This is a genomic window from Pseudomonas sp. GNP012 (assembly GCF_054343835.1).
Map to the genome: position 1 here is coordinate 2,262,608 of NZ_JBTGUU010000001.1, position 23,266 is coordinate 2,285,873.

20 protein-coding genes and 1 pseudogene are annotated in these 23,266 nt (G+C 57.4%); 13 read left to right on the forward strand and 8 right to left on the reverse strand.

Features of this window, described 5'->3' with window-relative positions; genetic code table 11:
• Window positions 1-77 precede the first annotated feature (77 nt).
• Together ACXX83_RS10105 and ACXX83_RS10110 are read right to left on the reverse strand one after the other, a co-directional pair.
• Window positions 78-317, reverse strand: a complete 240-nt coding sequence (locus ACXX83_RS10105; protein WP_458550235.1) for a hypothetical protein — start codon at window positions 315-317, stop codon at window positions 78-80.
• On the reverse strand, window positions 296-1,183 hold the full coding sequence (locus ACXX83_RS10110; RefSeq protein WP_458548331.1) for a LysR family transcriptional regulator: 888 nt from the start codon (window positions 1,181-1,183) through the stop codon (window positions 296-298). Before ACXX83_RS10110 ends, ACXX83_RS10105 begins: the two co-directional genes overlap by 22 nt.
• Window positions 1,184-1,338: 155 nt before the next feature.
• Between ACXX83_RS10110 and ACXX83_RS10115 the strand changes: the two genes are divergently transcribed.
• The 6 genes from ACXX83_RS10115 (at window position 1,339) to ACXX83_RS10140 (ending at window position 10,029) form a co-directional block, all read left to right on the forward strand.
• Complete coding sequence (locus ACXX83_RS10115; RefSeq protein ID WP_458548333.1) at window positions 1,339-3,228, forward strand: DUF1302 domain-containing protein; 1,890 nt, start codon at window positions 1,339-1,341, stop codon at window positions 3,226-3,228.
• A 15-nt stretch (window positions 3,229-3,243) separates the two neighbouring features.
• Window positions 3,244-4,593 carry a DUF1329 domain-containing protein gene (locus tag ACXX83_RS10120; protein ID WP_458548334.1) on the forward strand — a complete coding sequence of 450 codons (1,350 nt, stop codon included), beginning with the start codon at window positions 3,244-3,246 and terminating at the stop codon, window positions 4,591-4,593.
• 75 nt (window positions 4,594-4,668) lie between these two features.
• Window positions 4,669-5,805, forward strand: coding sequence for a WD40/YVTN/BNR-like repeat-containing protein (locus ACXX83_RS10125; RefSeq protein ID WP_458548335.1), 1,137 nt, complete (start codon window positions 4,669-4,671; stop codon window positions 5,803-5,805).
• Window positions 5,802-8,171, forward strand: a complete 2,370-nt coding sequence (locus ACXX83_RS10130; protein WP_458548336.1) for an efflux RND transporter permease subunit — start codon at window positions 5,802-5,804, stop codon at window positions 8,169-8,171. Before ACXX83_RS10125 ends, ACXX83_RS10130 begins: the two co-directional genes overlap by 4 nt.
• Window positions 8,172-8,204: 33 nt before the next feature.
• Window positions 8,205-8,378: a hypothetical protein gene (locus tag ACXX83_RS10135; RefSeq protein WP_458548337.1), complete on the forward strand. Its 174-nt coding sequence runs from the start codon at window positions 8,205-8,207 to the stop codon at window positions 8,376-8,378.
• Window positions 8,371-10,029 carry a sulfatase-like hydrolase/transferase gene (locus ACXX83_RS10140; RefSeq protein ID WP_458548338.1) on the forward strand — a complete coding sequence of 553 codons (1,659 nt, stop codon included), beginning with the start codon at window positions 8,371-8,373 and terminating at the stop codon, window positions 10,027-10,029. Before ACXX83_RS10135 ends, ACXX83_RS10140 begins: the two co-directional genes overlap by 8 nt.
• Before the next feature lie 104 nt (window positions 10,030-10,133).
• Here the strand turns inward: ACXX83_RS10140 and ACXX83_RS10145 are convergent, their stop codons facing one another.
• The 4 genes from ACXX83_RS10145 to ACXX83_RS10160 all read right to left on the reverse strand — a co-directional run bounded on the left by ACXX83_RS10145 (window position 10,134) and on the right by ACXX83_RS10160 (window position 15,193).
• The gene (locus ACXX83_RS10145) at window positions 10,134-12,350 is read right to left on the reverse strand and encodes a DUF3604 domain-containing protein (RefSeq protein ID WP_458548339.1); all 2,217 of its coding nucleotides are present in this window, start codon (window positions 12,348-12,350) and stop codon (window positions 10,134-10,136) included.
• Window positions 12,351-12,389: 39 nt separating this feature from the next.
• Window positions 12,390-13,388 carry a HupE/UreJ family protein gene (locus ACXX83_RS10150; protein WP_458548340.1) on the reverse strand — a complete coding sequence of 333 codons (999 nt, stop codon included), beginning with the start codon at window positions 13,386-13,388 and terminating at the stop codon, window positions 12,390-12,392.
• Entirely contained in the window at window positions 13,388-14,296 is a 909-nt protein-coding gene (locus ACXX83_RS10155) for a peptidylprolyl isomerase (protein ID WP_458548342.1), read from the reverse strand. Before ACXX83_RS10155 ends, ACXX83_RS10150 begins: the two co-directional genes overlap by 1 nt.
• A gap of 291 nt (window positions 14,297-14,587) precedes the next feature.
• Entirely contained in the window at window positions 14,588-15,193 is a 606-nt protein-coding gene (locus tag ACXX83_RS10160; RefSeq protein WP_458548343.1) for a class I SAM-dependent DNA methyltransferase, read from the reverse strand.
• Window positions 15,194-15,317: 124 nt separating this feature from the next.
• On the opposite strand from ACXX83_RS10160, the pseudogene ACXX83_RS10165 reads away from it, so the two are divergent.
• A pseudogene (locus ACXX83_RS10165) lies at window positions 15,318-15,806 on the forward strand (proline racemase family protein); the annotation flags it as partial.
• Window positions 15,807-15,896: 90 nt separating this feature from the next.
• On the opposite strand, the gene ACXX83_RS10170 reads toward ACXX83_RS10165, so the two are convergent.
• Window positions 15,897-16,361, reverse strand: a complete 465-nt coding sequence (locus tag ACXX83_RS10170) for an Lrp/AsnC family transcriptional regulator (protein WP_007979515.1) — start codon at window positions 16,359-16,361, stop codon at window positions 15,897-15,899.
• A 260-nt stretch (window positions 16,362-16,621) separates the two neighbouring features.
• Here ACXX83_RS10170 and ACXX83_RS10175 point away from each other — a divergent pair, with 260 nt between their 5' ends.
• The 6 genes from ACXX83_RS10175 to ACXX83_RS10200 all read left to right on the forward strand — a co-directional run bounded on the left by ACXX83_RS10175 (window position 16,622) and on the right by ACXX83_RS10200 (window position 22,325).
• Complete coding sequence (locus ACXX83_RS10175) at window positions 16,622-17,605, forward strand: transporter substrate-binding domain-containing protein (RefSeq protein ID WP_225923684.1); 984 nt, start codon at window positions 16,622-16,624, stop codon at window positions 17,603-17,605.
• A 117-nt stretch (window positions 17,606-17,722) separates the two neighbouring features.
• Window positions 17,723-18,364: an amino acid ABC transporter permease gene (locus ACXX83_RS10180; protein ID WP_007979518.1), complete on the forward strand. Its 642-nt coding sequence runs from the start codon at window positions 17,723-17,725 to the stop codon at window positions 18,362-18,364.
• Window positions 18,365-18,372: 8 nt separating this feature from the next.
• Window positions 18,373-19,038, forward strand: coding sequence for an amino acid ABC transporter permease (locus ACXX83_RS10185; protein WP_007979520.1), 666 nt, complete (start codon window positions 18,373-18,375; stop codon window positions 19,036-19,038).
• Window positions 19,031-19,807 carry an amino acid ABC transporter ATP-binding protein gene (locus ACXX83_RS10190; RefSeq protein ID WP_458548346.1) on the forward strand — a complete coding sequence of 259 codons (777 nt, stop codon included), beginning with the start codon at window positions 19,031-19,033 and terminating at the stop codon, window positions 19,805-19,807. The genes ACXX83_RS10185 and ACXX83_RS10190 overlap by 8 nt, the downstream gene beginning before the upstream one ends.
• A 90-nt stretch (window positions 19,808-19,897) precedes the next feature.
• Window positions 19,898-21,130 carry a diaminopropionate ammonia-lyase gene (locus ACXX83_RS10195; protein WP_458550178.1) on the forward strand — a complete coding sequence of 411 codons (1,233 nt, stop codon included), beginning with the start codon at window positions 19,898-19,900 and terminating at the stop codon, window positions 21,128-21,130.
• Window positions 21,131-21,155: 25 nt separating this feature from the next.
• Window positions 21,156-22,325 (forward strand): M20 aminoacylase family protein, encoded by a 1,170-nt coding sequence (locus ACXX83_RS10200; RefSeq protein WP_458548347.1) that lies wholly within the window; start codon window positions 21,156-21,158, stop codon window positions 22,323-22,325.
• A gap of 63 nt (window positions 22,326-22,388) precedes the next feature.
• Here ACXX83_RS10200 and ACXX83_RS10205 read toward each other — a convergent pair whose 3' ends face one another.
• Window positions 22,389-23,171, reverse strand: a complete 783-nt coding sequence (locus ACXX83_RS10205) for an SDR family NAD(P)-dependent oxidoreductase (RefSeq protein WP_458548348.1) — start codon at window positions 23,169-23,171, stop codon at window positions 22,389-22,391.
• Window positions 23,172-23,266: the final 95 nt, after the last annotated feature.

Here is a 23,266-nt window from a genome sequence, read left to right on the forward strand (position 1 = left end):
GGCCTGCGGTAATGCCTATCCTTTCGCGTCAATCTGCCGGCACCGATGGATGCAGAACATCGGTGCTGGCCTGCGCGCTACTTGACCGCTTCAACCTCATAATTCACATAACCGAATTCGTTGCTGCGAGCCGCCACGTACTTGCCGTTCTGCTCGAACACCGTGGCCTCGAAGGGCGTGCCGCCGAGTGTTGTCACTAGATGCCCGTCCTTGATTTCATGCTGGGAGGTACCGCGACCGGTCCAGTCACAGGCGCCGCCAGCTTGATATCCTTGTTGGCCAACCGGATCGATGTTCAGGGCAGATTCGCCTGACACAGCTCGACGAACCGTTGCGCGGCAGGCGAGCGCGAGCGTCCTGTCAGTTCGATGGCACTCAGTTCCGTAGTGAGGTTCCATTGTTCGATCGACAGCGTGGCCAGGCTGCCCGAGGCCAGCTCAGCGGCAAACTGTTGCTCCGGGGCGGCGGTCCAGGCATCGGTGCTCAGGAGTATTTCGCTGAGTGCCTGATAGTCATTGCACAATACATGCACTTGCATCTGCGCCATCTTTGCCAGCTTTTTCCTGAAGGGGTGGGCTGATGAGAGGTCAGTGGTTGCAACCATCGAAAACTGTGTCAATTCAGCCAGGGTCAGGCCCTGCCGGTGTGCCAGCGGATGATCGGGTCGGACAAACACCGGTACATTGAAAGTTCGCAATGGCTGGCAGGTGAGCCCTTCGATTTCGGCAAAGCTGCCGGAGCCTGCGATGATCAGATCAAACTGACGACTCTTCAATCCGTACGCCAATTCATCCGGAACGCCCTCGTTCACCTGGACCTTGATCTGCGGATGGTTTCGCACGAATTCCGGCAGCGCGGCACGCAGTACCAGGTCCCGACAGGCCCGTCCCAGCCCCAGTGTCAGTTGCCCTGATTCGAGCTTGCGATACAGCCGCGCCTCACGGTCGATTTCCTCTGCTTCCAGCAGCAATTGCTCGCACCGTTCTTGAATCCTCAGGCAGAACTCGGTCGGTTGCATGCCGCTTGTGCTGCGGTCGAACAGGCGCACGCCCAGGCCTTCTTCCAGCGTTGCGAGGCTGCGCGTCAGGGCAGATTGGGTGATGTGCAGGACATCCGCCGCACGGTGAACGCTGCCATGCCGTTGCACGGCTTGCAGATGTTTGAGTTGCTTTAACGTCAGCACCTTGTGATTCCTTAAATGCATCGAATGATGATTTTTTTAAACTATTTCGAATCACTTTGAAAGCCTAGACTCGCCCCCAATCGGCTGGCTCGGTCCCTCTTCAGGTCCGTAGTACAAGCCGTGTAGCTCAATAATAATAAGTAGGGGCATGTTGAATGACATCATCATTGGGCGGCGTTTCCTTGCGCAACTGGTTTGGCAAAGCGGCCATGGTCCTCAGTCCCCTGGCATGCGCCATTTCTCTGCACAGTCATGCCGGTGAATTTGAGCTGGGCCAGATCACGGGTCGGGCCAACGGCAGTCTCAGCATCGGTGGCATCTGGAGTGCGGAAAAACCCGAGAGCAATTTTATCTATCAACCCAACGCCAACAGCATCGGTTACGGCAAGGCTGGCGAGTTCAATCCCAATAATGGGAGAAATGGTGATGACGGCCGCCTGAATTTCCGCAAGCGAAACCTGGTGTCCTCGCCCACGACTCTGCTGGGTGAAATCGAGCTCAAGTATCAGAACTACGGTGTATTCCTGCGGGCCAAGGCCTGGTACGACTACACCTTGAGCAACCGGGAGCTGGACTTTGGTAACTCCAGTAACGGTTACAAACCCGACAGCAAACTCGATGACAGTCACTTCGACGATCTTGCCAAGTCCCAGGGCGTGGCACTGCTCGACGCTTATGTGTTCGGTGACTTCGATATCGCCGATCACCCGTTGAATGCACGGCTGGGTAATCAGGTCGTCAACTGGGGTGAAGGTCTGTTCTTCCAGAATGGCCTGAACGCCGTCAACCCGGTGGATGTCGCGGCGTTGCGTCGCCCCGGCTCTCAGCTCAAGGAAGCCTTGTTGCCGGTACCGCTGGCGTACATGAACCTGGGACTGACCGACGCCTTGAGCATGGAGGCGTTCTACCAGTTGCAGTGGCGCCAGAGTGTTCTTGAAGGATGCGGCACTTACTTCTCCGGCAACGACTACGTCACTGGCAAGCAAGCCGGTTGTTTCGGTGTCGGACGAGGCACGGCATCGGACCCTGTCGCCTATGCGGCCAATTCGTACATTCGCCGGGCCGATGACAACGATCCGAAAGACAGTGGCCAGTACGGCCTGGCGCTGCGCTATTTCGCCGACAGCATCGGCACGGAGTTCGGCGCTTATGCAATGAACATCCATTCGCGCACGCCCAATGTCAGCATCATCACCGACACGTACACCACGGCAGGCGCCGGCTGGCGAGATCCACGCCTCGCTCCTGGCAATGATGCGAACAACGCCCGTTACTTCGCCGATTTCGCCGAAGACATCCACATCTATGGCCTCAGCTTTTCCTCCAACGTGATGGGCGCCTCGGTGTTCGGCGAATACAGCTACCGGCCGAACCAACCGGTGCAATTGGCTACCGGTGACCTGGTGCCAGCCTTTGGCGGCAACCCTGTGGCCACCGCCAACGCGATCGGCCAGAACCTCACCCTGGGCCTGGACGCGATCAATGCCGCCCCCGGTTCGGTTTATGACGGGTACGACCGACTCGCGGTCTCGCAGTTGTCACTCGGGTTCATCAAGACCATCTCTCAGGTACTGGGCGCCGACAGCCTGGGCCTGACCGGTGAGGCGGCGATGAAGTACGTGCACGACCTGCCGAGCCAGGACGAGCGTCGCTACAACAAGAGCGATGTGTATGGCAGTGACCTGGCCAGCGGCAGTGCTGCCGGTTGCGCCGGTGGTGTGGCGCCGCAGTACAGGAAATACGCCTGTACCAAAGACGGCTTTACCACGGACTTTGCCTGGGGCTACCGCTTGCGTGCACAGCTCAACTATCAGGGACTGTTTGCCGGGATCAACGTGTCGCCGTACGTGGCATTCGGTCAGGACGTCCAGGGCTGGTCCTATGACGGCAACCTGGTCGAAGGCCGCCTGTTGGGTTCGGTCGGGGTCAAGGCCGACTACCTGCAGAACTACTCCGCCGATCTCTCCTGGTCCGGCAGCGGCAATACGCCTTTTGCCCAGACCGACCGTGACTTCATTGCTTTGAGCCTGCGTGCAGGCTTCTGACCCAAGGGTGCTTTCATGAATAAGAATCTGCTTTCGACCGCCATCCTCGGTGGCCTCCTCAGCCTTGCCAGCGGCAGCGCCCTGGCCAAGCTCGACACCGCTGAAGTGGCAAGGCTGGGCCAGGACCTGACGCCCACCGGGGCGCAAAAAGCCGCCAATGCCGATGGCAGCATCCCGGCGTGGACGGGCGGGATTACCCAGCCACCGACCGGTTACAGTGCCGAGAAGGGTTACGTGGATCCGTTCGCCAGCGAGCAACCGCTGTACACCATCACTGCCGCGAACATGGCGCAGTACGCCGACAAGCTGACGGCGGGTCACAAGGCCATGCTGCAGAAGTATCCGGAGTACAAGTTGCAAGTCTATCCAAGCCACCGTACCGCGGCGCTGCCACAGGGTGAGTTCGATCTGATTCGCCAGGAGGCGGGCACAGTCGAACTGGCCGGCGGCGGTAACGGCTTGCTCAACTACCAGAAAACCAGCGTGCCATTCCCGATTCCGAAATCCGGCCTGGAAGCAATGTGGAACCATCTGGTGCGCTACCGCACCGGCGGCTTCATCGACTACCCGGCGGAAATGGTCGTGCAGTCCAATGGATCCTTCACGCCGGTGCGTCGTATCCGCACCCTGGCGATGGCATCGGCCATGGGCAACCCCGAGCCCAACCGCTTGTACTACTTCCTGCAAAACATCACTTCGCCGGAAAGCGTGGCCGGCGGCCAGACGCTGATCCACGAGCCGCTGGACCAGACCAGGGAACAGCGCCTGGCCTGGCTGTACAACCCGGGTCAACGTCGAGTGTTGCGTGCGCCGGAAGTGGCCTATGACTCACCGGCAGTGACCTCTGACGGGCTGCGCACCAATGACTCGGTGGATATGTATAACGGCGCGCCGGACAGGTACGACTGGAAGCTGGTCGGGAAGAAGGAAATGCTGGTGCCGTACAACACCTACAAGCTGGCCGACCGTTCGCTCAAGTACAAACAGATTCTCCAGGCCAATCACCTGAATCAGGATCTGGTGCGTTACGAGCCGCACCGTGTATGGGTAGTCGAAGCCACGCTCAAACCCGGTCAACGCCATATCTACGCCAAGCGCGTGTTCTACATCGACGAGGACAGCTGGGGCATCGTGTCCAGCGATATCTATGACGGACGTGGCGAGCTGTGGCGCCTGCAGGAAGCCCATGGTCTGCAGCGCTACGACATTCTATCGGCCATGCAGTTGAGCGAGGTTTCCTACGACCTGCAGGCACGCCGCTACGTGGCTTACGGCCTGTCCAACGAAGAGAAGCCGGGTCAGTTTGGCGTTGCCTTCAAATTGAGTGATTTCAGCCCCGCATCCCTGCGCCGCAGCGGTCATTAAAGACTGACGTTGCGCCTTGGGGTGGGCGGCATTCGTCAAACACCCCCCTTTTTAATTTTGCAGGGAAACCCGGCGATGAAGATTTTCATTAAGGCTACGCTCGTGCTGTGTCTCGGATCGAGCGTCGGCCAGGCGCTGGCGCAAGACTCGGCAGCCCTGGTCGATCGTCTGGAACGCCCTTCGCGGGTTTCTCCGCTGGCGGTCGGCTCGTTGTTTACCGGCATCCAGGCCCTCGGTCCGCAGGTGCTGATGGTCGGCGAGAGCGGGCGCATCTTGCTGCGCGCCGCCGACGGTAGCGTGACCCAGGCGCAAGTGCCGGTCGACCTGCTGCTGACGGCCGTGCATTTTGTCGACGCACGCAATGGCTGGGTCGTGGGCCACGATGGGGTGGTTCTGCACAGCAACGATGGTGGGCTGACCTGGAGCAAGCAACTCGATGGCGTTGCCATTTATCAGTTGATGCTGGCCCGGGCCGAGTCTGAGGTCTCGCGACTTGAGAGCGCCAGCAACGCAGCACCCGATGACGCCGGATTGAGCCGTGCCCTGGAAAACGCCAACTTCGCCGTTGACGACATCATTGCCGGCAACACTAATGGCCCTTCACGGCCTTTGCTGGGCGTGTGGTTCAAAGATGCCCATGAAGGCTGGGTGGTGGGAGCCTACGGGATCATCCTGCACACCCGTGACGCAGGTCAGACCTGGCAGTACGCCGCGGGTCTGGATAACCCCGATCGCCTGCACCTGAACGCGGTACTTGGCTTGAGCGACGGCAGCCTGTTGGTGGCCGGCGAAGGCGGGCACCTGCACCGCTCCAGCGATGGTGGTGAACATTGGCAACTGCTCCCACCAGTGTCCAACGCTTCGCTGTACAAACTGCTCGCCGTGAAAGACGGACGACTGCTCGCACTCGGTTTCGGTGGCACGCTGCTGGGCAGTGACGACCAAGGGCAAAGTTGGCACGTCTTGCAAGTGCCGACCCGGGCCAGCCTTTACGGCGGCGGCCCATTGGCCGATGGCAGCTTGCTGCTCACCGGACAGGGCGGTGCGTTGTTGCACAGTCGCGATGGCCGCCACTTCGAACTCTGGCAGGCTCCGGGCAAGAAAAACGCATGGCTGGGGGCCATCGAGGTCGCGGATAAACGCCTGTTGCTGATCGGCAATGGCGGCCTGCAAACCATTTCACTGGCTGAACTGAAGGAACAACGCAAATGACCATCCAGATTCAGGGTGGTCGTCCCCCTGTTCAAGAAACCAAAAGCGGGTTGCACCGCCTGGTGGCCGCCAGTGAGCGTGCGTTGTTTCACAACCGTCCGGCGGTGCTGGTTTTTTTCCTGCTGGTTTCGCTGGTACTGGGTTATTTCGCACTGACGGTGCGTCCAGATGCCAGCTTTAGTCGGATGATCCCCACCGGGCATTCGTTTGTTGCCAACTACCTGAAGTTTGAGGAAGTGCTGCGTGCGCAAAGCAACGTGTTGCGTGTCGTGGTGGAAAACCCTTCGGGAGAGATCCTGACCAAGGGTTTCCTGCAAACGCTGCAAGAAGCGACCGATCGCATTTTCTACATTCCGGGTGTCGATCGCGGCAACCTCAAGTCGTTGTGGACACCCAATGCATTGTGGGCCGAAGTCACCACCGAGGGCTTGCGGTCGGGCAGGGTTATTCCCGACACGTACGACGGCAGCCCCGAGGCCCTTGCACAGGTTCGGCAGAACATCCAGCGGGCCAATATGGTCGGCAGTTTCGTGGCCACCGATTTCCGCTCGGCGATCATTCGCGTGCCATTGCTCGAACGTAATCCTCAGACGGGGGAGCCGCTGGATTATGGCGCGTTCAGCAAAGCGCTTGAAACCGAGGTGCGCGACCATTTTGCCGCTCAGGGTGTGAATGTGCGGGTGATCGGCTTTGCGCAGATCATCGGTGATCTGCTGGCCGCGTCGGCGGACATTGCGCTGTGTTTCGCCATCACCGTCGGTTTGATCACGGCGATGCTGCTCTGGTACTGCCGTTGCTGGCGCAGCACCCTGGTGACCGTGCTGACCTGCTTGCTGACGGTGGTCTGGCAATTGGGGTTGCTCGGTCTGCTGGGCTTTGGCCTGGATCCGTACTCGATTCTGGTGCCATTCCTGATTTTTGCCATTGGCATCAGCCACGCGGTGCAGAACATCAATCTGATGATGAGCGAAATGAGCGCGGGTGCCACATCGCTGCAAGCCTCACAACGTACCTTCAGGGCATTGTTCATTCCCGGCTCCACGGCGCTGATCGCCGATGCCATCGGTTTCATCACGCTGCTGGTCATCGATATCGGTGTGATCAAGCAGTTGGCGATCACCGCGAGCATCGGTGTGTTTGTGGCGTTGTTCACCAAGATGTTCCTGCTGCCGGTGTTGATGTCCTATGTCGGCGTCAGCCCGGGTGGCCTGGCCAGGCAAAAACTAAGGACCGATTCGACCTGGCCGATCTTCAGCCGCCTGGTCAAAGTGGTGCGGCCACGCTATGCCGTGCCGCTGGTCCTGGCTGGTGTGGCCTTGCTGGGCTACGGCTATCATGCTCGTGAAGATCTGAAGATCGGCGATCTGGACAAGGGCGCCCCGGAGTTCCGACCTCAGGCGCGCTACAACCTGGACAATGCCTACCTGCTGGATCACTACACCACCAGTACCGACGTATTCGTGGTGATGTTCCAGACACCTCCGGAGCAATGTTCGCGGTTTGCCGCCGCCGATCTCGCCAATCAGTTGGAGCAGGCACTGCGCGAAGTCGAAGGCGTGGAGTCGGTTCAATCGCTGTACCGGACCATGCGATTCAACATCGTCGCGCGCAATGAGGGCAACCCGAAATGGGCCGAGTTCTCCCGCGACCAATACGTGATGAACAACGCGCGCTCCGGTGTGTCCTCGGAGCTGGTCGATCCTGATTGCAGCGTCGCGCCGATCAGCCTGTATCTGGCCGACCACAAGGCCGAAACCCTGACCCGTGTGGTCAACGCCATCGAAGCCTTCACCCGAAGCCATGATACCGGCGACTTCAAAATCCTCCAGGCGGCCGGCAATGCCGGCATCGAAGCCGCCACCAATATCGTCATCAAGTTCTCCGAACCGCTGATGCTGGTGCTGGTGTTCGTGATCATTTCCCTGGTGGTGCTCTGGGAGTTTCGCTCGCTCAAAGTGACCTTCGCGCTGATGGCGCCGCTGTACCTCTCGACGGTGTTGTGCGAGGCGGTGATGGCGCGAATGGGCCTGGGCGTGAAGATCGCCACCTTGCCCGTGATCGCCTTGGGCGTGGGCATTGGCGTGGACTACGGCATCTACCTGTACAGCCGCATGGAAAGCTTCCTCAAGCAAGGGTTGAAGCTCGAAGCCGCCTTCTTCGAAGCCTTGAAAACCACGGGCACGTCGGTGGCATTCACCGGTGTGACGCTGGCGCTGGGCGTGGCCACCTGGGCCTTCTCGGCGCTGAAATTCCAGGCCGACATGGGGCTGCTGCTGGTGCTGTTGTTTCTCTGGAACATGGTCGGTGCGTTGTTGCTGTTACCGGCCTTGATTTCGCTGCTGGGGTTTGATCGCAAAACCCGGTGACGGTTGGCGCAATGAATGACAGGAATTTTCTCCATGAGTGAGAACGATAAAAATGTAATCCATCCAGAAAAAAACGGTTTCACCGTGATCGACATCACCCCGGAAAAAATCGTCTTTTCCCTGTTCGTCTGGCGTCCGCCACAACAGGTCGAGGAAATCGACTCAATGAAACCAGCGCTCATCTACGAGGCTCCACGCCATGCTTGACAAGAACAAGAAAAATCGTCTGAAAAAACCTTCAATCACAGCGGCACTGGGTATCGCCCAAGCCGTTTTTTTCGCCGCCATTGCGCTGCCTGCCAGCGCTGCGCAAGAGGCTGTGCCTGCTGCGGACACCGATGATACGTTCCTGGCCCGGACGGTCGCCGCGAAACCGAACCTTGAGCCGGCAATCGTACGGGCTGACCAGGAGCAACTGACGATGGAGCGCCTGGCCGCGCTCAGGACACGTTTCGGTCATGCGCCCAATATCGTCGTGGTATTGATGGACGATGTCGGCTGGGGTGACCTCGGCGTCTACGGCGGTGGTGTCGCTGTTGGCGCGGCAACGCCCAATCTTGACCAACTCGCCCACGAAGGCCTGCAGTTGATGGACACCTACTCGCAACCGTCCTGCACATCGACCCGGGCATCGATCATGACCGGGCAGCTTCCGATGCGTACCGGCATGCTGCGGCCGATGCTGCCGGGGGAGGGGGCAAGCGGACGGGGGATTGATGCCAAGGCGACACTGGCACAGAAACTCAGGGAAGCGGGGTACATCACCCAAGCGGTTGGAAAATGGCATCTGGGGGAGTTCAAGGAAGCACAACCGCAGAACGTCGGTTTCGACCACTACTACGGCATTCTTACCTCATCCGACGACTACACCGCATGGCGTGAGCCGTGGCGTAATCCCGATCTGATCGCTGATCCGGCGCGCAAGGCCTGGGCTGCACAGGGTGAAGAAATGGCAATCGTCGAGGGTGATGCCGGAGAGGAGGCCAAGCCGGTTTTCCCGATCGACAATGACTCCATCCGCCTGGTTGACGAGAAGCTGACTGAGCATGCGGTGAATTTCATTGAACGCACCAAGGACAGCAAGAAGCCATTCTTCCTGTACTTCGCCACCCGCGGTGCGCACAACGACAATTACCCTCACCCGGATTTCGTGGGCAAGTCACTGGCCAAGTATCCCTACAAGGATGTGATGGTCGAACTGGACTACCGGATCGGTCAGGTGCAGGCAGCGCTTGAGCGTGCCGGGCAACTGGAAAACACCCTGATCTTTGTGGCCAGTGACAACGGTCCGTTTGCCGAGGCGTTCCCTGATACCGGCGTTACACCGTTTCGCGGTGCCAAAGGCAGCAGCTATGAAGGGGGTGTGAGGGTGCCGGGCATTGCTTACTGGAAAGACACCATCAAGCCGGGGCGTGTTTCTGCCGGCCTGTTCGACCTTACCGACATTTACGCCACGTCCCTTGCCTTGGCGGGTGCCAATGACAAGCTCCCGACCGACCGCTACATCGACAGTATCGACCAGTCCTCGTTCCTGCTGGCTGACAACGGTGCTTCGCGCCGTCGCGCCATCTACTACTGGGCCAACAATGCCTTCATGGGCGTACGGATCGCCGAGTTCAAGTTGATGGTCAAGGAACAGCATTATCAGCAGGACGATACCTGGCCGCGCATGAGTCCATTCCAAGGCACGGCGGTACCTCTGCTGTACGGCGGCAAGTTGTTCAACTTGTTGGTCGATACCAAGGAAGAGCACGCCATGGCCGCGCTAAAACAGCCGCACCTGCCGGTTCTGAAACGCGCGGCGGACAAGCATATCGCCACCTTCAAGACCTACGTTCCGCCGCTGCCGATGCAGTAATTGTCGAGGCGCAGGGCAGTCCTGCGTGTGCTTGTCACTGATCAGGAGAGAGCCCGGCCAGGGCCAGCAGCGATGGATGCAGAACATCGGTGCTGGCCTGCGCGCTACTTGACCGCTTCAACCTCATAATTCACATAACCGAATTCGTTGCTGCGAGCCGCCACGTACTTGCCGTTCTGCTCGAACACCGTGGCCTCGAAGGGCGTGCCGCCGAGTGTTGTCAGCAGGTGCCCGTCCTTGATTTCATACTTGGCCGGTACGCCGAACTGCCCGCCATGCAGCATGTTCAGGTATTCCCCCTCGGCGGGCGCCTTGCCATCGACGCTGGCGACCAGGCGTTGGCCGTCGGTGCCATAGACGATTTCGAATGTCTGGCCAGTGACGGTATTGCGCACCTTGATGGTTTTGCCCACCACGAAGGTTTGCAACTGCTCGTTGGTCAGCGCTTTGGCGCCTTCGGTTTTCAGTTGGTCAATGGTTTTGCCGCCAGCGACAGTCTTGCTGTCCTCGGCTGTCGGCGTGTACCAGATCGGTGAGGTCCACGCGCGCTCCTGGACGGTGGGCGAGACGTCGGCCGGTGGCGGTACTTGCAGCTTGGCCGCGTCATAGGTGCTCCAGCGCGGGGTCGGGATCTGTAGCGCGCGGGCGTAGTAGAACGCGTGCTGGGCCGGATCGAAGTCCGGATCGACCCAGACTTTTTTCAGCTCCGTGGCACCGATGGTATTGGTGTAGGTCGCCTTGGAAACATCGACGGTTGAGCCCACCGCAGGGACTTTGCCGGTGACCGGATCCGGTTGGCGATCACCGGCCCAGGCGACGTCGTAGATCTTCTCGAAGGTCTGGCCGTTTTTGGTCCAGCCCTTGATGATCTGGATTCGGTCGAGGTTGCCATCGTCGGCATCCTTGACCGCCCATACCACGAAGGACGGTGCCTGTTTGCCCGGTTTTGCCGGCAAGTCGCCGCCCATGGGAACGCCCTTGGCGTAGGCGGCATGCACCCAGTCTTTTTCGTTCCACAGGCTGTTGTCGAAGCCCCAGCCACCAAACATGCGCACGGGGATGCGCACGCCGCTGGTGCCGTAGACCTCTTTACGCTTCATGGCATCGAAGATCGATTCACGGGTGTTTTCTTCCGCCCAGACGCCGGCCAGGCCAGAGGTGCTGGTTTGCAGGGCCATCATGCCCGAGTTCTGTTTGCCGGAAAGTCGCGCCGCCGGGGTGCTGTCGGTAAAACCGTGGGAGCCGAAGTTGTTGCTCTGCGAATAGGGAATCACCCCGTTGTGCGAGTCGCTGGCGCCGACCACGCCCATTTTGTAAGGGTTGTAGCCGCGGGTTTCCTGCAAGGCCATGCCGTTTTGCCAGGCTTGCCTGATGTAGCTGCCGTTGAGTTTCGAGGTGCTGTTGTCGATGCCAATCAGGAAACTCATGATTTCATAATTGGCAAATTCGTCGGTCGGCGACAGCTCGGGGTGGGTTTCGGAAGTGCCCTTGACCTGGTGAATCTCCGTGAGCGATTCATTGCGCATCCGCGTTTCGGCCCACGCCGCATCGATGGGCCGGCCGCGGTCATCGACGTCCACCGGAAACATCAGGCCGTTGCTGAGGTTGGCATTGTGGGAGATCGCCAGTATTTCGTTGCCCTTTTTCCGTTGATCGTCCATCCAGCTCCACAAGTCCTCGGGTTTGCTCGAGTCGAGTGCTGTGAAGGGCAGGTCCGGCACCTTCTTCGAGTCACGGAAAAACACGTTGCGGTGCATGTTCTGATTGTTCGGTGCCGAGGTCCATTCATAGGCGACGAAGGTGGTGAACTTGCCGGGCTTGTAGTACTTGTCGGCGATGGCGATGTTCTGCTGCCAGATGTTGCCGGCCACCTTCGGATCAATCAGCTCCTTGATGGGATTGTTCAAGCTGCCGGCGATCCACTTGAACACCCGGTTGAAATCCTCCGGAGTCTTGGCAATCAGTTTTTGCGCGATGGGCAGTTTGCTGAAGTCTGACTTCGGATCGTTGGCCAGGGCGATCACGCCCACGTACTCCGAATGATCGGTTACGCCATGGAAATCCAGCGGACGGCCTTTGAGCTGCACTTCAAACCCCATCGGATGCTTGACCGGCATGCCAAGCGAGTATTGGTAGGCCTGCTCGGGATCGACCTGGTGGTTGCCGATCAGGTAGGCATCGATCGACCAGGAGCTGTGCGAGTGCGTCTGGCCAAAGTAAACCTCGCGGTCCGGATTGCCCTCTGCCAATGCCAATGAGCTGACAGTGAGCACGGCGCAACCGAGCAGTGACGGCGCGGTGAAGTGTGTAGGGGTTTTCATATTCCACGTCTCCGGAATACGGCAGTGACAGGGTGAAGTTCAGGTCCAGAAACTCGAGACTCGTTCGAAAAACCAGAAGGCCGCCAGTGTTCCCAACCCGTAGGCTGCGAGTGGTCGGGCATACAGGCGCGCGGACCGTGGCAGTCGACATCGCAGCAACAGCGCTCGCAGGCACAGCACGGCGGCGACGAACATCAACTGGCCGATTTCGACGCCGACATTGAAAGTGAACAGCGCCAGCGGCAGGTCGCGCTGGGGCAAGCCGATTTGCGCCAGCGCACCGGCAAAACCAAAGCCGTGCAACAGGCCAAAACAGAACGCCACCACCCATGGCCATTGGATGGTGAAGCTGACGTCGCCACGGTTCTTGCGGACGATTTCCACCGCCAGCAACAGGATGCTCAGGGCAATCGTCGCCTCCACAGGCGGGCCGGGAAGCTGCACCGTCCCCAATGCTGCGAGCGCCAGGGTGATGGAGTGGGCGAGGGTGAACGCAGTGATGGTCTTCACCAGCATCCAGCCATTACCCACCAGCAGCAGGAGACCGAAGACGAACAGCAAGTGATCGAAGCCCCCCAGGATGTGCTGGACGCCATGGAGCAAAAACGCACCGGCCACCGAGAACATTCCCGGCGTGGCAGCGATTTCCATCCAGGGTTGCGCGGGGTGGACGAGGGTGGTAGTCAGGCTGCCGTCCAGGCGCGAGACACGCACCAGCACATCGGTGATGCTCGCTTGCAGGCCGACAAACTCGATGCGCTGCCCGACCAGCCCGGCGGGACCGGCTTCAATGCCCCGGCGTTCGATCAGCGAATCGTTCAGTTGGCTTTCCACCGGGTCAACGACAGTGCGCACACCTTCGGCAAACCGCAGCGCAATCGGCAAGCGCATGCCTGACAGCACCGGCGTGCGCCACAGTACGTCATAGCGCCCGGTAGCCGTTTCGTTGAGTTCCAGGTAAGCGGGGCGCGACTCATGGGCCATGGCGCTCAGCCCCATGCACCCGAGCAGCAACAGCAGCCAAACCCTGCGCCTCATCACGGCCGCTCCGTTTGGATAGCGGCAACGTCAGCGGCGGCAGCAGGCATCATCACCACGACTTCATAGCGTGCTTTGAGTGCATCGAAATTCGCCCGTTTCGATTCGCTGCGTTGCGCGGACAACCAATCGGACTTGACCTGCTGGGCCACGGTTTCGAAAGCCGGTGCCGGTGGTTTGGCCAGCGTATCGATCCACAGCAGATGCCAGCCAAAACCTGACTCCACAGGCCCCACCCAACTCCCCGGCGTTTGCTGGAACAACGAAAGGGCGAACTTTGAACCGAAGACCCGCGCCACTTGATCCTGTGATTGCTCCGTGTAAGCGCTGTTAAACATGAACGCATCGCCTTCACCGCTGTTCCTGTCAGTCAGCCCCCTTAGCGCGGCCTGAGCCTGGGCCTGCGTATCCGCGCCGCGTTTGTCCAGGGCGAAGAACACATGATGAAAGGTCGCCAGGGGTGGCGGGGCATATTGGTCCTGATTCTGGTTGTACCAGGCCTCCAGTACACCCGGGGCCGGTTCGCGAAGTGAGGCGACATCTTCGGCGAGGAAATCCATTTTTTGCGCCAGTCGGCGGCGAATGATGGTGTCGTCTTTATCCAGGCCAAGTTTCAGTGCTTCGCGATAGAGGATTTCCTCTTTCACATAGTCATCGATCAGGGTCTGCAACTGTTGCTCCGAGGCGGGGCGTTGCCATCGCGCCAGCCAGGAAATCGCGAGCCGCTGGACAACTTCAGGGGTGATTTCGATGCGTTGCGGATCTTGATTGACCGTTGAACGGTGCAAACCTCCGTACAGGACGAAGAGTGCAAAACCGGCAACTAAAAAGTGCAGTAACGGCTGGCGCAGGCATCGCTTGATTAACGAAAGTCGAGATACTTTCGCTTCGCAGACGCTCAAGTTCATGACTTATTGCCCCACGCTATACTCGAATGGTTTTCGAAACAGAGTGGAGTATTGCTGCTGGGCCGGAACTTTCCACTGAGGTTAATCACGATAAGCACTAAGCATTAGTCGCAATCGGAGTAATCCATTTTTACGCCATGGAGGGAGAGGGCGGTTGGAAGGAGCGTGGTCGCGCTGGTCGAATACGATCGAACTTAGCCTGAACATAACTCAACTAAATGGTTGTTTAGTCGAGTTATATGAATTACTTATATAAGCGAGCAGGGCAAAGGGACGTTTCTATCCAAAAATCTAACCGAAAACACCCAACCAGATCGTATGTCCACCACAGGCCGGATCTTCCGTTGTTTGCTCAACGACGCTAAAACCATGGGCATCGAGCAGCGCAACATATTCATCGTGGTCCAGGCTGGCATGATAAAGAGTTTCACCCTCGAAGCTGCCCAACGCAACGCCATGGGCCGTTCCGCTGGTAAACATCAGCGCAGCACCAGGTTGGGCATGGGCCTGGAAAATCGGGAACATTCGACGCTGATCCTCAGGCGTCAGGTGAAAGAAACTGTCCCACGCCAGAATGCCAGCGAAACGCTGTTCAAGCGCCAATTGGCGCATGTCGGCCACATGCCAATCGTGCTGCGCAAAACGTTGCCGACACAAGGCGATCATCGCCATGGACGAATCAATGCCAGACACAGCGTGTCCCGCGCCGATCAAGTAACCAGCCATGGGTTCGGCACAGCCACAGCCGATGTCGAGGACATGACCAGCCGCAACCGGCATGGCCTGGCGAAAACGATCCAGCCAGGATTGCTCGACCAGACCCCGCGAGCGAACACGATCCCATGTTTGAGCGTGACGTTCGTAGAGATCGATGATCTGATGGGCTGCTTCATGCATGAGGGACATTCCTGGGGGGATGTGGTCGAGGGAAGTTGCTGGGGTTTGAAATGTACCTGGGAGACGCCCCGTGTGGAATACCCATGAGTGCGCATAATGTATATTATGTTAAATCGCGTATTTTGGCTTCTCGCTCACCCCCGACGAGGCTCGGGAAATTGCCGACTACGGCATGAAAATCACCCAGGCGACCAACGAGCAATTGGGCTTCGCACATCCGGAAAATGCCGAATGGAACCACATCTCTTTCTGCCAGATCGCCAACCCGGGCGAGATGAAAAATGGCGTGCTGACAGCAGCCAATGCTGTAGCTATCCGTCCCGGGAAGGTCGATCGCTCCCCTTGCGGTACGGGTTGTTCCGCGCGAATGGCGGTTTTGCTTGCCAAGGGCCAAATTAAGGTAGGAGACCGCTTTATCGGTCAGTCGATCCTTGGCACCGAATTCGACTGTCGCATTGACTCTGAATTGCAGGTTGGCGGCCGGCCTGGCATTAGTCTCATCATCTCCGGACAAGCCTGGATTACCGGTACCCATCAGCACACACTCTATCCGACAGACCCCTTCCCCTCTGGCTATCGCCTCTCCGACACCTGGCCTGTGGAAGGTCGGTGACAGGACATCAGCTGCAGGTCCGCCTACAGAGGGGCGGTGAACCGGTGGTGCGGGACAAATCCGCGCTGCCGGCCTGCATGGAACTGCATTTCACTCAATATCCATGGGTATCGCAAAAGTTCTTTTGTTGTTCTGCATCGCCACGAATGTCTTGAACTGCTTGATATTCCCAAAAAAGAAAAGTTCACGAGTGAGTTGCTCATACTCAGTCATATCCTTGACGTTCAACACCAACAAAAAATCAAAGTCGCCCGTCACGTAATAAACCTGTTGCACTTGCGGGCAACTAACGAAGCGCTTTTTTATCTCATCCAGCAAGTCAAGTCGCTCATTCTCGAGCTTGACTTCGACAATAACGGTAATGGGGCGTCCTACAGCAGCGGGGTCCACGATACTGACGTTGTATTTTATTACACCTGCAGATTCCAATGCTGCGATTCTTCTATTGACCGCAGAGGGAGACAGGTTCACGCCTTCTGCCAATTCGCGCTGGGAAATCCGATTGTTCTCTTGAAGGAAGCTGAGGATTTTTCGGTCATAGGCATCAAGTTGCATCTTGAGTCTCCTTGGCTTGGGCGAACCCATTACAGCAGAAAAGCGCACTGAACGCTCATTCGTTGCGTAAAGCCCCTCCGCTCTCGCACCCTCTCCCCCAACCCGCGCAACAAAATACTGAAAACGCAACGATGATGCATTTGACGACTCGATTTTCGAGCAATCGTGCGCGTCCGGCGCATTAGCATCCTTCTATCCCACCTGCTTGTCAGGCAAGGGCTGCGCCTTCAACTGCAAAAAACAATAAGAGCGGAGAAAGCATGATCAAAGCTATCCCAACAGCAATCGCAGCTTTTAGTTTGGTACTGCCCCGCCACCTATCCGATGGGAGTTTCACGATGCATATCGTTCAAGAAAAAAGCACAGACCGAAGTGTCATGTTCAAAGCGGTTAGTCTTTTCGCAATTGGCGCGGCAAGTATTATCCTCAGCGCGACCCTTGGTATTACCAGCATGGCAAATGCGGCCAGCCTGGCAGAGATCAAAAGTCGCGGCACACTCAATGTTGCAACTGAAGACAGCTACTACCCCTTTGAGTTTATCAAGGATGGTGAGTCGGACGGCTTCCACAAGGACGTTATCGCGGAGCTGCGCAAGTACGCACAATTCAAGATAAACCAGGACATTATGCCTTGGACCGGCCTGCTGGCCGGTGTCACATCCGGTAAATACGACGCTGCAATCACGGGTGCTGGCGTTACCGAGGAGCGGTTGGGAGCCTTTGATTTCGTTGCACCGGTCGCCCCCGAGGTCTCGTATTACATCAAGCGGGCAGATGACGACCGCATCAAGAATATTTCAAGCCTTTCGGGGATGACCGTGGGTGTACAGGCCGGTGGTGCCCAACTGGCACGATTGACGCAACTGGATGCAAAACTGAAAGCCTCCGGCGGAGCGATAGGCAAGATTGTGCAGTATCAATCTTACCCGGAGGCGTATGCCGACCTGGCTAATCATCGGCTGGACTACGTCGTCAACTCGATCGTGCCTGCCAACATGCTGGTGAAAGAGCGACCAAAAGTGTTTGCCGTTGGCGAGGCCACTTCAAGCATGGGTTATATCGCTTGGCCGGTGGCCAAGGGGAACAAGGAACTACTCGATTACCTGAGTGGTTTTGTTAACCATTTGCGCGAAACCGGCAAACTCGCTGAGCTACAGAAGAAGTGGCTCGGACAATCTTTCGACAAACTTCCCCACGACCCCATTACTTCCGGTGAACAATTTACACAGTTGACGGCGAAATAATCCGAGCGCCTCCATCGTTGGCAAAAAGAATTGTCAACGATGGTCAGGTCGGCAACTTATTCTTTTTGACTCGGTAGATACCAAAGAGCCAAAAGACTTGCTCGAAGGACGTACTCAATGGATAGCAGTGACTGGATCACTCTACTTTATGCTGGCTGGACGACCATTTGGGTTTCCGGCGTATCTATAGTGTTTGGCATTATCCTGGGGCTGGTTGTTGCGATGTTGCGAGCAGCAAAAATCCCTGTCGTTAGTCAGGCTCTCGCTGTGTATGTCAGCTTGATCAGGGCTACACCGATGGTCACCCTGGTTTTATTTCTGTTCGTAATAGCACCTTCTGTTGGTTGGGAAGTCGATGCGAGAGTTGTCGCCATTGCGGCGATGACTATCAATACCACCGCATTTAACGCCGAGATCTGGCGTAGCGCCCTGACGAGCTTCTCGCGTGAACAACTGGAGGCAGCAAAAGCAGCAGGCATGACCACGGGATTGACCCTGCGACGCATCATGCTTCCACAGATGCTGACGACAAGTCTTCCCGGGCTTGTAAATGAAATGTCTCTATTGGTCAAAAGCAGTCCGGCGATTGCGATGATTGGCATTGTGGATTTAACCCGTGTCACCAACCGGATTGCTGCTGTGACCTACGATCCGCTTCCGCCCATCCTCGCGGCAGGCCTTCTTTACATTTTGATCATTGGTGGCCTTGTTCGCTTCCAGCGGATCGCAGATTCGCGCGCCAAGCGCCTGGCCATGTAGGGGACCCCATGAACGGAATTAAAATGCTGTGGGACAACCTGGATGTGTTCTCGGTTGGCCTCCAGAACACACTCATACTCTTTTGCGTATCGGCCGTGTTTTCATTTCTGTTGGCCTGCTTCATCGCCTTCCTGTTAGAAGGACGGGACAATATTCCCAGACGGTTTGTACGCGGGGGATTGGATCTCATGCGTATGTTGCCGTTCCTGATTTTTTTATACCTGCTTTATTACGGCCTTCCTAACGTGGGCATCAGCATGGATGTTTGGTCGGCCGGGTTCATTGCATTGATTACTTATCACGGCGCTTATTTCGCCGAGATCCTCCGTGCGGCGAGAACTTCGTTACCCTCTGGCCAGGCAGAAGCTGCATGCGCTCATGGTTTCATCAACTCCAAGATGTATTGGAGAATTTTACTGCCGCAAATGGTGATGCGTTCAGGTCCTCTGTTTGGCAACCAATTAGTCTGCCTGCTAAAGGACACCGCCTTTTTATCGATCATCACCCTGATGGATCTAACGGCCGCGGCATCTGCAGTTCAAGCTAAATATTTCGTTCCGCTACCACCCTTCATATTTGTGATTGTTCTGTACTGGTCCATCACATTGTGTGTAGAGGCGTTATTACGTCGCCTGGGCCGGCGAGCGCAGAAAAGAGGATTGGTAAATGAATAAGTCAGCTCCAGTCGTTGAAATACGTGACCTCCATAAACACTTCGCCGGTATCGAGGTTCTTCGCGGGATCAATCTCAATGTTGAACGAGGACAAACCGTCAGCGTTTTAGGCTCATCTGGCTCAGGTAAATCCACGATGCTGCGCTGCATCAACTGGCTGGAGGTTCCTGACGGCGGTGAGATTTACATCGGAGGGGATCGCATGGGTGTCAAGAGCGATGGGGTTAAACCCATGTCAAACCGCGAACTTTCAGCCATGCGCGCTCGAACCGCCATGGTGTTCCAAAGCTTCAATCTTTGGCCGCATCTCACGGTGCTCCAGAATGTTACCGAGGCCCCTGTTCATGTCATTGGCGTTAGCCGAAAGGATGCCAACGATCACGCCGTAGCGCTGCTGGAAAAGGTAGGACTGTCCCATAAGCACGATGCCTACCCCTGGTCTTTGTCGGGTGGACAACGACAACGCGTGGCTATTGCCAGAGCCCTGGCGATGAACCCTGAAGTCATTTTGTTCGATGAGCCGACCTCTGCTCTCGATCCGGAGCTTGTCGGTGAAGTCCTTGCGGTGATGCGCTCGCTGGCCGAGGACGGTTTCACCATGGTCATCGTCACTCATGAAATGGAGTTCGCTCGCGCCGTATCAAATGAAGTGGTCTTCATTGAAAAAGGACAGATCATTGAACGGGCTACACCGGAAAAATTCTTCACGAATTCAGACAGTGAACGTGTACGTCAGTTTTTAGGGCGCTACAGAACGACTAGTGCATGACTGACCATGCCACTCGCTGACATTGCACCCAAAGCAACGCCATCCGCGCCTATCCACACGCCACTTCTCAATGATTTACAAGGAACCGGTATGTTATTCGTAAATCCTCGCGCCTCTCGTTGCCCTTATCCTGCCGACCTCAAGGAAGTCATGAGCGTCGGCTCAGCACATGAATCACGAGACTGGCTATCGAGCTGGGAGCATCTGAGCCAGGACGCAACGCCACTGTGGGAGCTTCCCGGCATTGCCGCAGAGCTTGGTGTCGCCCGGTTTTGGGTCAAAGATGAGTCGACACGCTCACCCTTGGCCAGCTTCAAGGCACTCGGTGCCCCCATCGCGCTGATCAGGCTGATTCTGCGTCTCATGCCCCAGGAGTCCTTCGACCCCAAAGGGCTTATTACCGGCAGGTATCGGGAACGCCTTCGTGACTTCACCGTTATCAGTGCCACCGACGGAAATCATGGCCGGGCCCTGGCTGCGGCCGCTCAAAGCGTCGGCTGCAAATGCGTCATCGTCTTGCACGCCAATGTGAGTGCCGAGCGCGAGACTGCCATTGCGGCGTACGGTGCTCGCATTATCCGCATTGAAGGCAACTACGATGAGTCTGTCGAGCATACGGCCAAGGTTGCTGAACAGAATGGATGGCCCGTCGTCTCCGATACGTCATACGAGGGTTACGAGATTGTCCCTCGTGATGTGATGCAGGGTTACGGCACCATCGCCGCCGAACTGATAGAGCAAACCACGGGGGATACCACAGCGCCCTGCCCCTTTACCCATGTCTTCCTGCAGGGGGGCGTTGGCGGAATGGCCGCCGGGATCAGCAGCTATCTCTGGGAAATTTATCAAGACCAACGACCTGCATTCGTGATGGTCGAACCCCGGCAAGCTGATTGCCTTTATCAAAGCGCGATTCAGGGTCGTCCTGCCAAAGCGACAGGCTCGGTAGATTCCGTCATGGCGGGTTTGGCCTGTGGTGAAACCTCTCCCCTCGCCTGGCGATTCCTGGAGCCGAGCATCGATTTCTTTTTGACCATCGCTGACCACGAAGCTGTAACCGCGATGCGCAAGCTCGCTCAAGGGAGCGCAAACGATATTCCCATCGTTGCCGGTGAGTCGGGGGTGGCCGGTCTGGCGGCTGTTCAAATACTGGTGCGCGATTCAGAAGCCGCCAAAAAAATCGGCCTCAACAGTGACTCTCGCATCCTGATCATCAGTACCGAAGGCGCTACTGCACCGACAGTGTACGAAAGCTTGGTGGGTGAATCCGACGAAGCAGTGATCGACCGCCAGCGTCAATGGCAGAAACGAAAACATCTGTGATTCGAAGAGAAAAGGAGCACCTCCAGTGATCAACCAAGACGAATTCCACGCACAGCTTGTGAGCTGGCGTCATCACTTGCACCAACACCCCGAGGTCGGCTTCGAAGAGCTGCAGACCTCAAACTACGTTGCCGATGCGCTCACCTCTATGGGCCTCGAAGTTCACCGAGGCATTGGTGGCACGGGGTTGGTCGCGAGTCTGAAGATCGGTGATAGTCCGGCGGTCGTAGGCTTGCGTGCCGATATGGATGCGCTGCATATCCTTGAAGATGCGCCTGGACGCGATCACGCCTCCGTATCCGCCGGGAAGATGCATGCCTGCGGTCACGACGGCCACATGACGATGATCCTCGGAGCCGCGCGGCTATTGACCGAAAGTCGCGATTTCAATGGCACCGTGCGTTTTATTTTCCAGCCCGCCGAAGAACACGGCTGTGGTGCAAAAGCGATGATCGCCGATGGTCTGTTTGAGCGCTTTCCTGTTGATGCGATCTACGGTGCTCATAACATGCCCGGGCTCCCCGCTGGATCGATCGCGACTCGCTCAGGGGGGATCATGGCCAGTGAAGATAACTTCGTTATTCGAATCAAAGGCCAGGGGACCCATGCGGCACGACCTCACATGGGGGTTGACCCAATCGTCATCGCGGCTGAAGTGGTGTTGGCATTGCAGACCATCATTTCCCGAAACCTCGATCCAAGCGTTCCGGCGGTGATTTCGTGCACAGAGTTCATCACTGATGGAATCCGCAATGCGATTCCAACCCATGTTGTGATCAAGGGGGACACTCGCAGCTATGCGCCCGACGTCCAGGCCATGCTGGAAACGCGCATGCGAGAAGTTGCAGAAGGTATTTGCAGGCTTCATGGCGCTTCCTGCGAGTTCGAATACTCCCACGAGTTCGCACCGACGGTGAACTGGGCGCAGTGCACCCCCATCGCTGTTGCTGCCGCGACAAAAATCGTTGGCGCAGACAAGGTGAATGCAGAAATCCAGCCGATGATGATCTCGGAGGATTTTGGTGCCTTCCTTCAAGTCGTGCCCGGTAATTTTGTGTTCATCGGCAATGGCGAAAAGGCGGATGAAGGGGGTATTCCGCTCCACAACGCCAAATACGATTTCAACGACAATGTACTGACCACCGGTGCGCATTATTTCGCTGAGGTGGCCCGGACTGCCCTGTCTGCGGGATAGGCAAGAAGAGGACAGCACTGTGACGTGCTGTCCTCTCGCAAGGGCGTGAGAACGGGTACCCCTTCAAAGTATCGAGCGTATGGTTCCACCTTCAATGCGCATGGCCATACCGTTGAGCGCCGGCGATGCTGCCAGGTGCAGGACGCTGCAGGCCACCTCTTCGGGCTCGATCATGCGTCTGATCAGGGATGTCGGTTCAGTTTCGTCAAAATAGTCGTGTACCACCTGTTGCGCCGAGATGCCCTTCTCTTCTGCGATTTCCCGGTGATAGCGCTTGACCGCCTCGGTGTAGGTAGGCCCGGGGAGTATCGAGTTGACGCGCACCGCAGTGCCCTTGGTCAATTCCGCCAAAGCCCTGGAGATACCCAGCAGACAGGTTTTCATCGCGCCATAGTGAACCATCCACGGCTGCGGCTTGACGGCGGACTCACTGCTGATAAAGACAATCGACCCATGCCCGCGATTGAGCATGTCCTTCATGACAAGGCGCGTCATGCGCACACCGCTCATGACATTGACGTTGAAGTAATGAAACCACTGGGCATCGTCTGTTTCGAAAAAATCCCTGACCTCGAATATCCCGACATTATTGATCAGGAAGTCGATCGGGCCGGACTCCAGGGCCATGTTGACCAGGCGCTCCGCCGCCCCGTCCTGCGTCAAATCGGCAACCAGGCCCCTGCTGGAGTCGCCCAGTTCTTCCACCGCAGCATTCACTTCGCCCGCCAATAGCCCGCTAATGACAACCTTTGCACCTTCGAGGATAAAGCGTTGGGCGATGGCCTTGCCAATGCCTGTCGCCCCGCCTGTGATGAGTGCGGTTTTGCCAGTCAGTTGATAATCCATGAAAGCTGCCTTGTTTGTTGTTATGCGCAAAATCTTGCCCCAGGCTCGGGCTGAAGTCTTTCAAGGGTTGCAGAAGACTGCTTTAACAAAACTCT